We start from the raw sequence: 12,149 nt of genomic DNA, 5'->3' as shown, positions 1-12,149 counted from the left end.
TCAGGACTTTCCGCGGCGCTTCAGGCTTGCAAGGCTGCCCTTGCCACCTTTTCCACCTTTGCCGCAATGCGCCCAGGCGCGTCGCGGGCCGACATCCACATGCACGATGCCGTTGCAGTAGCGGCCGATGCCACCGATTCCAGGCGCGCTTGCTGCTGCCGCAAGCACCCTCTTTTCTGCAACGCCGGGAACGCGAATGTCGGCGGCATAGCAATGGCTGTGCTGTGATGTGCCAGAGCGCGGACGGTGGCCGGAGGTCACCATCGGCTTCTTGCCGGTTTCCTTGGCGATATGGGCAAGGATGGCACCCAGCTTCTCGGGAAAGCAGTTGGTCCGAACGCTGACGCGCTGGACAGTATAGTAAGCAGAGTAGTCGTGTTTGAAAGAACTGCTGCGGCGTTTCTCGCCTTTTTCGGCGGCTTGTGCGGTCGCGGACAGCGTTAGGCAGAGCGTCATGAAGCAGGACAGCGCGACGCGGTAAAAGATGCGCATACGGGTAAACCTCGGAAAATACTCACGACCGACTGGGGTCGACTTGGTGGGGGAGTATTTCTTTCCGAAAAGTGACCTCAGTATGGAGGAATTTGCCCCAAAGTGGGATTTGTCTGCCTCAGGGGTTAAACTGCGTTAACCTTATGGTTGCTTCGAGTTCCTTGACATGGCGGGCAGTAAGCGTCGAAGACCTGTACCCGCCACGACAAAACAAGGTGTGTTTCGATGTCGATCCGTTCCCTATTTCTGGTCACGCTGGTCGTTGACGACTACGATCGGGCGCTCGATTTTTACTGTGGAATCATGGGCTTTGAGCTTGTCGCCGATACCCCTTTGGAGGCGACCAAGCGCTGGGTGGTAGTGCGCCCGCCGGGCGGAGATGGGGCCGCGCTCCTGCTGGCACGCGCCGACGGGGTCGCCGAAACGGCGGCGATCGGCAACCAGACGGCAGGCAGGGTAAGTTTTTTCCTGAAAACCGACGATTTTGCCGGTGATCACGCCCGGTTGTCAGCCAAAGGCGTCCGCTTCATCGAAGAACCGCGCCACGAACCCTATGGCACGGTCGCAGTGTTTGCCGATTGCTACAGCAACCTTTGGGATCTCATTCAGCACGCGGACGATGCAGCCTCTTGATCCCTCGTGGCGGGGCGTGCATAAGCCCGGCCATCAGCTACATGGCCCGCGGGGCGCAGCAGCGGCAAGCACGCACACTTGTCAGGTTGCGCAAGTCCAACGGCCTGAGGCCTTCCATCAGCCTATCGAGGATCTAGAATGAACAGCTTCAAGCCGCTCGTCTTTTCCGGTGTCCAGCCCACCGGCAATCTCCATCTCGGCAATTATCTCGGCGCTATCCGCAAGTTCGTCGCCCTGCAGGAAAACAACGACTGCATCTACTGCGTCGTCGATCTGCACGCGATCACGGCCCAGCTCGTGCATGACGATCTGCGCGGCCAGATCCGCTCCATCGCGGCAGCGTTCATCGCCTCCGGCATCGACCCGAAGAAGCATATCGTCTTCAACCAGTCCGCCGTGCCGCAGCATGCCGAACTTGCCTGGATCTTCAACTGCGTCGCCCGCATCGGCTGGATGAACCGGATGACCCAGTTCAAGGACAAGGCCGGCAAGGACCGCGAGAACGCCTCGCTCGGACTGCTCGCCTATCCGAGCCTGATGGCCGCCGACATTCTCGTCTACCGCGCCACCCATGTGCCTGTCGGCGATGACCAGAAGCAGCACCTGGAGCTTGCCCGCGATATCGCCCAGAAATTCAACATCGATTTCCAGGACAAGATCCGTGCGACCGGCACCGGCGTCGACATGGTCGTCGGCGAAGAGCCGATCCACGGCTATTTCCCGCTCGTCGAGCCGCTGATCGATGGTCCGGCCCCGCGCGTCATGAGCTTGCGCGACGGCACCAAGAAGATGTCGAAATCCGATCCGTCAGATCTGTCGCGCATCAACCTGATGGACGATGCCGATGAGATCCTGAAGAAAATCCGCAAGGCGAAGACCGATCCGGAAGGCCTGCCGAGCGAACTCGAAGGCCTCGAAGGGCGTCCGGAAGCAGCCAATCTCGTGGGCATCTACGCGGCACTCGCCGATCGCACCAAGGCGGATGTGCTTGCCGAATTCGGCGGCCAGCAGTTCTCGGTGTTCAAACCGGCGCTTGCCGACCTCGCCGTTCAAGTTCTGGCGCCGATTTCGCTCGAGATGCGCCGCCTGCTGGACGACACGACCCATATCGACGCTATCTTGCGTGATGGGGGCGAGCGTGCCCGCGCCCGAGCCGAAAAGGTCATGGGTGAAGTGTTCGATATCGTCGGTTTCCTGCGCTGAGCGGGAGAGCGCCTCGAAAATCTTGCACCCGTCACGGTCGCGTGGCGGGTTTTCATTTTCGCGGGTTCGTATAATTTCGCCACAACGACAACGTCCGACGGGAATTGAGGGGGCGGCATGGTTTCGAAACGGCTTTCCAGGCTTGAGGGACATCGGCGCAAGTTCATAGCGGTCATCGATGGCACCCCCGAATGCGAGCTTGCCGTGCACTATGCCGGCCGCCGCGCGAAGAATTCCAATGGCGGCCTGGTGCTGCTTTTCGTCATCCCCGATGGGGATTTCCAGCAATGGATCGGCGTCGAGCAGATCATGCGCGCCGAAGCCATGGAAGAAGCGGAATCGATCATGGCGAAGGCCGCCCAGAGGGTGCGCGAAACGATCGGGATCGATCCCGAAATCGTCATCCGCGAGGGAAGCGCGCCCGAGCAGATCAACATGCTGGTGGAAGAGGATCGCGATATCGCCGTTCTGGTTCTGGCGGCCGGTTCGACCAAGGAAGGGCCGGGCCCGCTGGTCTCGGCCGTCGCGGGCAGGGGTGCTGCATTCCCCATTCCCGTCACCGTTCTGCCTGACACGCTGACCGACGAGGAAATCGACGCGCTCGCCTGACCTCTCTTGACCAGATTGGAAGAAAGGCGCACTTGAACCAAAAGCTGATCGCGACTATCTTCTTTGGAAGAGTTCTAAGTTTGCGGCGCCCGCTGGCGCGCACGGGTCAAGGAGACATATCATGTTCATTCAGACGGAAGCCACACCCAATCCGGCAACCCTGAAGTTCCTGCCCGGCAAGATCGTCATGGAAAAGGGCACTGCCGATTTCCGCAATGCGGGCGAGGCCGATGCTTCTCCGCTAGCAGCCAGACTGTTCGGGATCGACGGCGTCACCGGCGTATATTTCGGCTACGACTTCATCACCGTCTCCAAGGATAGCGCCGAATGGCAGCATCTGAAGCCGGCGATCCTCGGCTCGATCATGGAGCATTTCATGTCCGGCCAGCCGGTCATGGGCGGTACGTCTGCGCTTGCCGAAGATACCGATGAAGACGGCGAGTTCTACGAGGCCGACGACGAGACCCTGGTCGCGACCATCAAGGAACTGCTGGAAACCCGCGTTCGTCCGGCCGTTGCCCAGGATGGCGGCGATATCACCTTCAAGGGTTTCCGGGATGGCACTGTCTATCTCAACATGAAGGGCGCCTGCGCCGGTTGCCCGTCTTCGACGGCAACCCTGAAACATGGCGTTCAAAACCTGCTCAAGCACTTCGTGCCTGAAGTGCAGGCAGTCGAAGCCATCTGATTTCGAAAAACAGTTCCGCACATGCTCGTTCTGGCCATCGATACTGCCGGGGTTGATTGTTCTGCCGCGCTCTATGATGGCGCGTCGGGCAGGCTGTTGTCGGCCGTCACCGAAACGCTCGGCAAGGGTCATGCCGAGCGCCTGATGGCGATCATCGACCAGGCGCTTGATGACGCTGGCCTTCCACTTCAATCCGTCCAGCGCATTGCCGTCGGCATCGGCCCGGGCTCGTTCACCGGTATCCGGGTGGGCGTCGCCGCCGCCCGAGGTCTGGCCCTGGCGCTCAATGTGGAATGCGTCGGCGTCACCACGCTCGAAACGCTCGCAGCAGCGCATCTTGCCAAGCATCCGGGACGCCCCGTTGTTGCCGCCATGGATGCCAAGCGGGACGAGGTCTATGCCCAGGCATTCTCATCCGAAGGCGTTGCGCTTAGCGAACCCGCGGCGCTGTCTCCGCACGATGCGGCGGCCCTGATTGCCCAGCTTTCGGCTGATGTCACCGGCTCATGGCGCCCGCACGAGGCGCCGGTCCTGCCTGACCATTTCGATATCGCCGTCATTGCAAGACTTGCGGCGTCAAAGCCGAAAGGTTCGCAAAAGCCGAAACCGCTTTATCTTCGTGGACCGGATGCAAAACCGCAGACAGGCTTTGCGTTGGCGCGGCAGATCTCGTAACTCCGCGTCGTTCAATTCTTTCACGCGACCGAATGCCCGATGTTTGACGATTATCTCAGCTGGAAGCCGTTTTTCGAAGTCGTCCCGATGGAGATCTCCGACTGCGTCGAAGTCTCCGAGCTTCATGGTGCGCGCTTTCCGCGCGGCTGGAACGATGGCGAATTCCAGAATCTTCTTCTTCAGAAAGGCGTGTTCGGCTTCGTCGCACGCCAGACCAACGCGTTCTTCTCCAAACCCTTCGGGGGCTTTGTGCTGGTGCGCGAAGCAGCCGGCGAGGCGGAAATTCTCACGATCGCCGTCCCCGAAAAGTTTGGCCGTCTTGGGCTCGGATGGAGGCTGATGCAGGCCGGCTTGCGCGAAGCGACATCGCGCGGCGCCGAAACAATGTTTCTCGAGGTCGAGTCCGAAAACAAGGCCGCTGTGACGCTCTATGGCAGGCTGGGTTTCAAAAAGGTCGGCGAACGCCCGGCCTATTATACCGGTGCCGATGGACGACGGTCCTCGGCGCTTGTCATGAGCCGCGTTCTTCGTTAGTTCGTGATGAAACGAGAGCATTTGAAGGCCAAAACGTCATGACGGATCTTTCCAAAAATCTGGAGGAACTGTGTGCCGAGAAGGGCATGCGCATGACGGATCAGCGCCGGGTGATCGCGCGCATCCTGCAGGACTCCGACGACCATCCGGATGTCGAGGAACTGTATCGTCGCTCCTCCAAGGTCGATCCACGGATCTCGATCTCGACCGTCTATCGCACCGTGAAACTGTTCGAGGACGAGGGCATTATCGAGCGCCACGATTTCCGTGACGGTCGCTCTCGCTACGAGACGGTGCCGGAAGAACATCACGATCACATGATCGATCTCAATGCCGGCACGGTGATCGAATTCCAATCTGCGGAGATCGAAGCGCTGCAGGAGCGCATTGCCCGCGAACTCGGCTTCCGGCTGGTCGGACACAGGCTGGAACTCTACGGCATCCCGCTCGACAAAGACGAATAGCCCGAACACGAACGGCGTGACGACAGCCAAGGATCGACAGTGATCACCTCAATCCGCATCGGGTTCATCGTCGTCTGTCTGCTGGTGGTCACGGCTGTGCTGTTACCGTTTCAGCTGATCGGCCTCGCCTTCGATCTTAAGATGCGCCGTTATATTCCGCGCCTCTGGCACCGCTCTGCCTGCTTCCTGCTCGGGATCCGCATCCACGTCCACGGTCACCTGCAGCATCGGCGACCCCTGATGCTCGCCTCCAACCACGTCTCGTGGAAGGATATCCTCGTGCTCGGCGCCATCGCGGATGTCGTCTTCATCGCCAAGTCGGAAGTCGCCAAATGGCCGATCTTCGGCACGCTCGCGAAATTGCAAAAGACGATCTTCGTCGTCCGCGAGGAAAAGCGCCGCACCGGCGACCAGATCAACGAGATTGCCGCACGCATGACGGCGGGCGAGATCGTCGTGCTCTTCCCGGAAGGCACGACGTCGGATGGCAACCGCCTGCTCGAGGTAAAGTCCTCGCTGTTTGGGGCAGCCGCTGCCGCCGTGCCGCACACGCCCCACGGCGTCGTGTATGTCCAGCCCGTCTCGATCGCCTATACGCGGGTGCATGGCATGGCGATGGGTCGTTTCCACCGCCCGCTGGCGGCTTGGCCGGGGGATATCGAGCTCATGCCGCACCTGATGGGCGTGCTGAAGGAAGGCGCGATCGACGTGGATGTGGCGTTCGGCGAGACGGTCGATTTCCGCACGGGCGACAACCGCAAGCATCTCAGCCAGACCATTACCGCCCGGCTTCGCCGCATGCTGGTCCGGCATCTTCGCCAAAGAGAATACGACGCCGATTAGAACCGCTTCAAATCCGGTCCTTCTTGGAGTAAGGAGACGGCCATGAACGAACACGTCACCCTTTCGTCGCCGGCAGAAGAGCCCGTCAGCATCCCCAACACCCGCAAGGTCTTCATCAAGACCTACGGCTGTCAAATGAACGTCTACGATTCGACCCGCATGGGCGACGCGTTGGCGAGCGAAGGCTATGTCGCGACTGAGGAGATGGGCGAGGCGGATCTGATCCTGCTCAACACCTGTCATATCCGCGAGAAGGCCGCCGAGAAGGTCTATTCCGCGCTTGGCCGTCTGCGCGACATGAAGAAGGCGCGTGCTGCCGAAGGCCGAGAACTGATGATCGGCGTTGCCGGCTGCGTCGCCCAGGCGGAAGGCGAGGAAATCATCCGCCGTGCGCCATCGGTAGACGTGGTGATCGGCCCGCAGACCTATCACCGCCTGCCGGATGCGCTGCGCAAGGCTCGCGGCGGCAAGCCGGTGGTCGATACGGAATACGCGGTCGAGGACAAGTTCGACCATCTGCCGGCCACCGACCGCAAGCTCATTCGTGCCCGCGGCGTCACGGCTTTCCTCACCGTGCAGGAAGGCTGCGACAAGTTCTGCACCTTCTGCGTGGTGCCCTATACCCGTGGTTCGGAAGTGTCCCGCTCCATCAGCCAGATCGTCGACGAGGCCATCCGGCTGGTCGAAAGCGGCGTGCGCGAAATCACCCTGCTTGGCCAGAACGTCAATGCCTGGAGCGCTGAAGGCCCAACCGGTAACGACTGGGGTCTCGCCGACCTTCTCTATCGTCTTGCTGAAATCCCGGGCCTTGCCCGCCTGCGCTATACGACAAGCCATCCGCGCGACATGGATGACCGACTGATCGAGGCGCATCGCGACCTGCGCATCCTGATGCCTTATCTGCATCTGCCTGTTCAGTCGGGATCCGACCGCATCCTGAAGGCGATGAACCGTCGTCATACGGGCGCGGAATATGTGGCGCTCATCGACCGCATCCGCAATGCCCGTCCCGATATCGCCCTGTCGGGAGATTTCATCGTCGGTTTCCCGGGCGAAACCGATCAGGATTTCGAAGACACGTTGAAGATCGTCGAGGACGTCAACTACGCCTCCGCCTTCTCGTTCAAATATTCGACCCGGCCGGGAACGCCCGGCGCGGATCTCACCGATCAGGTCGCTGAAGAGGTAAAAGCCGAGCGTCTCGAACGATTGCAGGCTTTGCTCTTGAAACAGCAGGCCGATTTCGCCACATCCTGTGTTGGAAAGACGATCGATCTGCTTCTGGAAAAGCCGGGACGTATGCCCGGGCAGGTGATCGGCCGTTCGCCCTGGCTCCAGTCTGTGAATGTTGATGCAAAAACATCGCAAATCGGTGAGATTATCCGTGTACGAATCATTGGTACCGGCCCGAACAGCTTGTTTGCCGAGCCGGCAGAGAGTTTAATGGGTGCCTGACCAGCAAGTGAGGAGCTTGTTTACTTGAGCGGACGAGAATCGGTTTCTTCGACAGCGCGCCACCCCAAATCAGCAGCGACCGACGCCAACCACTTTGTCCTGACGTTCGAGAACAATCGCTTCGCGAGCGAGCTGTTCGGTCAATTCGACCAGAATCTGAAACTTCTCGAACAGCGCCTCAATATTGATGCGCGGCCCCGCGGTAATTCCGTGGCCATTTCAGGCGATGTCCCAGCCACCAATCAGGCCCGTCGGGCTCTCGATACCCTCTATGAGCGAATCCAGAAGGGCGGCACCATCGAAACATCCGATGTCGAAGGAGCTATCCGCATGGCACAGGCTGCGGACGACCAGCTGCAACTGCCGACGCTCGAGAAAAAGGCCAGGCTTTCGATGAGCCAGATCTCCACCAAGAAAAAGACGATTGTCGCGCGTACCCCGACGCAGGACGCCTATATGCGGGCGCTCGATCGGGCAGAGATGGTGTTCGGCGTCGGTCCGGCCGGTACCGGCAAGACCTATCTGGCCGTCGCCCATGCCGCGCAGCTGCTGGAACGCGGTGCCGTCGACAAGATCATTCTTTCGCGTCCGGCCGTCGAGGCGGGCGAACGTCTGGGTTTCCTTCCTGGCGACATGAAGGAAAAGGTCGATCCCTATCTGCGGCCGCTCTATGACGCGCTCTACGACATGATCCCAGCCGACAAGGTCGAACGGGCAATCACGGCCGGGGTCATCGAAATCGCGCCGCTCGCCTTCATGCGCGGCCGCACGCTTGCCAATGCCGCGATCATCCTCGACGAGGCGCAGAACACGACATCGATGCAGATGAAGATGTTTCTCACCCGTCTTGGTGAAAACGCACGCATGATCATCACCGGCGACCCGAGCCAGGTGGATTTGCCGCGCGGCGTGAAATCCGGTTTGGTCGAGGCGCTGCAGATCCTCAACGGGGTCGAAGGCATCTCGGTCATCCGCTTCAAGGATACCGACGTCGTGCGCCACCCGCTGGTTGGCCGCATCGTCAGGGCCTATGACGCGCAATATGCCGTCCACGAGGAAAGCGAGGAGGCCGGACGCTAGTCCGGTTTCCAGTCCCTATGCCCGAACTCGACATACAGATCAGCATCGACGACGAAGGCTGGCCGGAAGAGCCGGCGCTTTTGGCGTTGACGCAAAAGGTTTTCGCCGCGGCCGCCGATTATCTCGTCCGCGAAGAAGATCAACCGTTTCCGAAAATACCGCCCGAAGTCTCTCTCGTCTTTACCGACGATGATTCCATCCGGGCAATCAACGCCGAATGGCGCGGCATGGACAAGCCGACCAACGTCTTGTCTTTCCCCGCTTTTCCGCTCGAACCCGGCGGTATGCCGGGCCTGATGCTGGGCGATATCGTCATCGCAAGGCAGACTGTCGAACGCGAGGCAGTTGATCTCGACAAGAGTTTCGACGATCATCTGACCCATCTTCTGGTCCACGGCTTTCTCCATCTGTTCGGTTACGACCACATGGAAAAGGACGAGGCGGAGGAAATGGAGACACTCGAGACTCGCATTTTAGCCGGTCTCGGCCTATCTGACCCCTATGCGGGGCAGGACCCGATAGTGTAGTTTGGAACAATGAACGATTATTCGAGCAATGTCGCCCGCGAGGGCAAGGACAGTTCGGACTCACCCTCGTCGGACGAGGGAAGTAGTTCGGGACGATCCGAGCACCACCCCAAATCCCATAATACATTCTGGTCTCGGGCGGTCCGCCTGCTGCGGCCGTCGCAGGGCGAACAGCTCCGCGAGGATCTCGCCGACGCGCTGATGACCGACACCAATGTCAGCAACGCCTTTTCTCCGGAAGAGCGCGCCATGCTGCACAACATCCTCCGCTTCCGCGAGGTTCGCGTCGAGGACATCATGGTGCCGCGCGCCGATATCGAAGCCGTCGACATGAGCATGACGATCGGCGAACTGATGATCCATTTCGAGGAGACCGGCCGCTCGCGCATGCCGGTTTACAGCGACAATCTCGACGATGCCCGCGGCTTCGTGCATATCCGCGACCTTCTGTCCTATCTGGCAAAACAGGCCCGCAACAAGCGCCGGACCGGTACCCGTGCAACGGCAGCAGCAGCCGTCGTTGCCGGTGGAGCGGTCGAGAAGCCGGCCCGGACCGCCAAGGCGGCCTTCGATCTCAGCCGCGTCAATCTCGATCAGACCGTTGCCGAGGCAGGCCTGGTTCGCAAACTGCTGTTCGTACCGCCATCGATGCTGGCATCCGAGCTGATGAGCACGATGCAGGCCGCACGTACGCAGATGGCGCTGGTCATCGACGAATACGGCGGCACCGATGGTCTCGTGTCGCATGAGGATATCGTCGAGATGGTGATCGGCGATGTCGAGGACGAGCATGACGACGAGGAAGTGATGTTCTCGCGTGCCGGCGACGATATCTTCATTGCCGATGCCCGTATCGAGCTGATGGAAATCTCCAAGGCGATCGGCTCCGATTTCGACGTGCGGGACCGGCTGGACGACGTCGATACGCTGGGTGGATTGATCTTCTCAGCGCTCGGTCGCATTCCGGTGCGCGGTGAAGTCGTGCAGGCTGTGCCAGGGTTCGAATTCCAGATCCTCGACGCCGATCCGCGCCGCATCAAGCGGGTCCGGATCATGCGCAAGCGCGCGCTCGTTCGCCGCAGGCAGCTCAAGGGCGAGGGCGAGCCCGTTGCCGAGACGCAGCAGAAGGCGATTACTGACAAGACGCCGACCGTGCTTCTGCCGGCACCCTCGTCCGATCGTGGCAACGATCATCCATCGGCCTGAGTTTCCAGGTGTTTTGAACAGCCGATAACAGGACAAGCCGCAGTTTTTCATGAAAGACTGCGGCTTCTGATTCGGGCGAAGGGGACATCGATGGAGCGACTGGCTGGCAGGGTCATGCTTCTATGGGGCTGGCCGCGTATCCTCCTTGCGTTTTTTGCCGGCGCTGTCGGCGCACTCGCCCTTCCACCCTTCGGTTTCTTTGCCGCTCTGTTCGTGTCTTTCACGCTGTTCATCTGGCTGATGGACGGCACGACCGGTAATCCGGATGGTGGGCGGCTCAGCCGCCTGCGCTCGGCCTTTTTCCTTGGCTGGGTGTTCGGCTTCGGCTACTTCGTCGCCAGCCTCTGGTGGCTCGGCAATGCGCTTCTCGTCGAGGCGGACGAGTTTGCCTGGGCAATACCGCTTGCAGTTCTGGGCCTGCCGGCTTTTCTGGCGCTGTTCTGGGGCTTTGCGGCGCTGGTGGCACGCATTCTCTGGTCCGATGGCTTGGGCCGGATTGCGGCTGCTGCGTTTGGCTTTGGCCTTGCGGAATGGCTGCGGGGCTTCATGCTGACGGGCTTTCCCTGGAACTCGATCGGCTACGGCGCCATGCCGATGCCGCTGATGATGCAGTCGGCCGCTCCGCTCGGCGTGACGGGTGTCACTGTGCTGGCTGTTTTCGTGTTCTCCGCACCGGCACTGATCGGGACCCGACGCGGCATGGGGCTTGGCCTCGCGCTCGCAGGTCTTCTCCTCTGCGCCCATCTAGGCTTCGGCGCCTGGCGGCTTGCGGGTGCCGACGCGGTGCTTTCTACCACTGCCAAGGATCCGGTCGAGGTGCGCCTCGTCCAGCCGATGATCGACCAGTCGCGCAAACTCGACGATTCCGAGCGCGGTGCGATCTTCGAAGAACATCTGGCGATGACGGCGCTGCCCGCAAAGGATGGTGCAAAGCGTCCGGATATCATCGTCTGGCCGGAAACCTCGGTTCCGTTCATCTTGACCGATAATCCCGATGCCCTGTCGCGCATTGCCGATGTGCTGGAAGATGGTCAGGTTCTGGTGACCGGCGCCGTCCGCGCTGAAAATGCCGGGCCGGGCTTTGCGACCCGCTATTACAACTCGATCTACGTCATCGACAGCAACGGCCAGATCGTGTCGGCGTCGGACAAGGTGCATCTGGTCCCCTACGGCGAGTATGTGCCTTACGAGGACATGCTGCGGTCGCTCGGCATCCCCGATGCGATCGCCATGCCGGGCGGCTTTACCGCAGCACCGGGCCGCGCCATGCTGACGCTGCCGGGCGGGCAAACCTTCTATCCGCTGATCTGCTACGAAGCGATCTTCCCGGATGAAATCGGTGCCGGCATTGAACGCTCGAGCGCGCTCTTGAACGTCACCAACGATGGATGGTTCGGTGAAACTCCCGGACCCTTCCAGCATTTCCAGCAGGCGCGTGTCCGGGCTGTCGAAAACGGCATGCCGTTGATTCGCGGTGCCAACACCGGTATTTCGGCTTTCGTCGATCCTTTTGGCAGGGTCGTACGCGGCCTGGATTACAATCAAAAGGGTGTGATTGACTCAACCATGTCGAGTGTCAAAGTCCCATTTTGGAACGCTTCCGAACGGCGTTTTTACTTCTGGTTGCTGATATGTCTCATGTTTGTGATTGCACTTATTTCCCGTACAAGTTTTAAATTCTGGAAGAATTGACCCAAAACCCCTAAAATTGCATAGTGGTTTGGCCTATCGTCTCGCCAT

14 protein-coding genes are annotated in these 12,149 nt (G+C 60.4%); 13 read left to right on the top strand and 1 reads right to left on the bottom strand.

Translation table 11 applies throughout. From position 1 onward, the window contains the following. Positions 1–492: a YcbK family protein gene (locus IFT59_RS16955; protein ID WP_062454008.1), complete on the bottom strand. Its 492-nt coding sequence runs from the start codon at positions 490–492 to the stop codon at positions 1–3. Between the two features lie 225 nt (positions 493–717). Here IFT59_RS16955 and IFT59_RS16950 point away from each other — a divergent pair, with 225 nt between their 5' ends. The 13 genes from IFT59_RS16950 to lnt all read left to right on the top strand — a co-directional run bounded on the left by IFT59_RS16950 (position 718) and on the right by lnt (position 12,101). After that, positions 718–1,125: a VOC family protein gene (locus IFT59_RS16950; RefSeq protein ID WP_192087603.1), complete on the top strand. Its 408-nt coding sequence runs from the start codon at positions 718–720 to the stop codon at positions 1,123–1,125. A 138-nt stretch (positions 1,126–1,263) separates the two neighbouring features. Next, on the top strand, positions 1,264–2,328 hold the full coding sequence (trpS, locus tag IFT59_RS16945) for a tryptophan--tRNA ligase (protein WP_062454006.1): 1,065 nt from the start codon (positions 1,264–1,266) through the stop codon (positions 2,326–2,328). 117 nt (positions 2,329–2,445) lie between these two features. Beyond that, a complete protein-coding gene (locus IFT59_RS16940; RefSeq protein ID WP_062454005.1) occupies positions 2,446–2,937 on the top strand; it encodes a universal stress protein in 492 nt (163 codons plus the stop codon). 121 nt (positions 2,938–3,058) lie between these two features. Continuing rightward, entirely contained in the window at positions 3,059–3,625 is a 567-nt protein-coding gene (locus IFT59_RS16935) for a NifU family protein (protein WP_092663738.1), read from the top strand. Between the two features lie 21 nt (positions 3,626–3,646). Then, positions 3,647–4,300, top strand: a complete 654-nt coding sequence (gene tsaB / locus IFT59_RS16930) for a tRNA (adenosine(37)-N6)-threonylcarbamoyltransferase complex dimerization subunit type 1 TsaB (protein WP_192087602.1) — start codon at positions 3,647–3,649, stop codon at positions 4,298–4,300. Positions 4,301–4,339: 39 nt separating this feature from the next. Next, entirely contained in the window at positions 4,340–4,834 is a 495-nt protein-coding gene (locus tag IFT59_RS16925; RefSeq protein WP_062578867.1) for a GNAT family N-acetyltransferase, read from the top strand. Between the two features lie 38 nt (positions 4,835–4,872). Then, positions 4,873–5,298, top strand: coding sequence for a Fur family transcriptional regulator (locus IFT59_RS16920; protein WP_062454001.1), 426 nt, complete (start codon positions 4,873–4,875; stop codon positions 5,296–5,298). 39 nt (positions 5,299–5,337) lie between these two features. Then, the gene (locus IFT59_RS16915) at positions 5,338–6,141 is read left to right on the top strand and encodes a lysophospholipid acyltransferase family protein (RefSeq protein ID WP_446737841.1); all 804 of its coding nucleotides are present in this window, start codon (positions 5,338–5,340) and stop codon (positions 6,139–6,141) included. 42 nt (positions 6,142–6,183) lie between these two features. Beyond that, positions 6,184–7,596 (top strand): tRNA (N6-isopentenyl adenosine(37)-C2)-methylthiotransferase MiaB, encoded by a 1,413-nt coding sequence (gene miaB / locus IFT59_RS16910; RefSeq protein ID WP_192087601.1) that lies wholly within the window; start codon positions 6,184–6,186, stop codon positions 7,594–7,596. Positions 7,597–7,620: 24 nt separating this feature from the next. Beyond that, a complete protein-coding gene (locus IFT59_RS16905; RefSeq protein WP_062453998.1) occupies positions 7,621–8,676 on the top strand; it encodes a PhoH family protein in 1,056 nt (351 codons plus the stop codon). 17 nt (positions 8,677–8,693) lie between these two features. Beyond that, positions 8,694–9,203: an rRNA maturation RNase YbeY gene (gene ybeY / locus IFT59_RS16900; protein ID WP_192087600.1), complete on the top strand. Its 510-nt coding sequence runs from the start codon at positions 8,694–8,696 to the stop codon at positions 9,201–9,203. Positions 9,204–9,212: 9 nt separating this feature from the next. Next, positions 9,213–10,409, top strand: a complete 1,197-nt coding sequence (locus IFT59_RS16895) for a transporter associated domain-containing protein (protein WP_062453996.1) — start codon at positions 9,213–9,215, stop codon at positions 10,407–10,409. A gap of 90 nt (positions 10,410–10,499) precedes the next feature. Further along, positions 10,500–12,101, top strand: a complete 1,602-nt coding sequence (gene lnt / locus IFT59_RS16890; protein WP_192087599.1) for an apolipoprotein N-acyltransferase — start codon at positions 10,500–10,502, stop codon at positions 12,099–12,101. Positions 12,102–12,149 lie beyond the last annotated feature (48 nt).

It is taken from the genome of Rhizobium sp. CFBP 8752 (assembly GCF_014842035.1).
In the GTDB taxonomy this organism is placed as follows: Bacteria; Pseudomonadota; Alphaproteobacteria; order Rhizobiales; family Rhizobiaceae; genus Neorhizobium; species Neorhizobium soli.
The sequence above is the reverse complement of the archived record's forward strand: the minus strand, read 5'-3'. Positions and strand labels throughout refer to the sequence as shown.

Bases quoted from the DNA above. Each gene is read 5' to 3' on its own strand.
- IFT59_RS16955 (WP_062454008.1), bottom strand. From the start codon at position 492: ATGCGCATCTTTTACCGCGTCGCGCTGTCCTGCTTCATGACGCTCTGC.
- IFT59_RS16950 (WP_192087603.1), top strand. From the start codon at position 718: ATGTCGATCCGTTCCCTATTTCTGGTCACGCTGGTCGTTGACGACTAC.
- trpS (WP_062454006.1), top strand. From the start codon at position 1,264: ATGAACAGCTTCAAGCCGCTCGTCTTTTCCGGTGTCCAGCCCACCGGC.
- IFT59_RS16940 (WP_062454005.1), top strand. From the start codon at position 2,446: ATGGTTTCGAAACGGCTTTCCAGGCTTGAGGGACATCGGCGCAAGTTC.
- IFT59_RS16935 (WP_092663738.1), top strand. From the start codon at position 3,059: ATGTTCATTCAGACGGAAGCCACACCCAATCCGGCAACCCTGAAGTTC.
- tsaB (WP_192087602.1), top strand. From the start codon at position 3,647: ATGCTCGTTCTGGCCATCGATACTGCCGGGGTTGATTGTTCTGCCGCG.
- IFT59_RS16925 (WP_062578867.1), top strand. From the start codon at position 4,340: ATGTTTGACGATTATCTCAGCTGGAAGCCGTTTTTCGAAGTCGTCCCG.
- IFT59_RS16920 (WP_062454001.1), top strand. From the start codon at position 4,873: ATGACGGATCTTTCCAAAAATCTGGAGGAACTGTGTGCCGAGAAGGGC.
- miaB (WP_192087601.1), top strand. From the start codon at position 6,184: ATGAACGAACACGTCACCCTTTCGTCGCCGGCAGAAGAGCCCGTCAGC.
- ybeY (WP_192087600.1), top strand. From the start codon at position 8,694: ATGCCCGAACTCGACATACAGATCAGCATCGACGACGAAGGCTGGCCG.
- IFT59_RS16895 (WP_062453996.1), top strand. From the start codon at position 9,213: ATGAACGATTATTCGAGCAATGTCGCCCGCGAGGGCAAGGACAGTTCG.
- lnt (WP_192087599.1), top strand. From the start codon at position 10,500: ATGGAGCGACTGGCTGGCAGGGTCATGCTTCTATGGGGCTGGCCGCGT.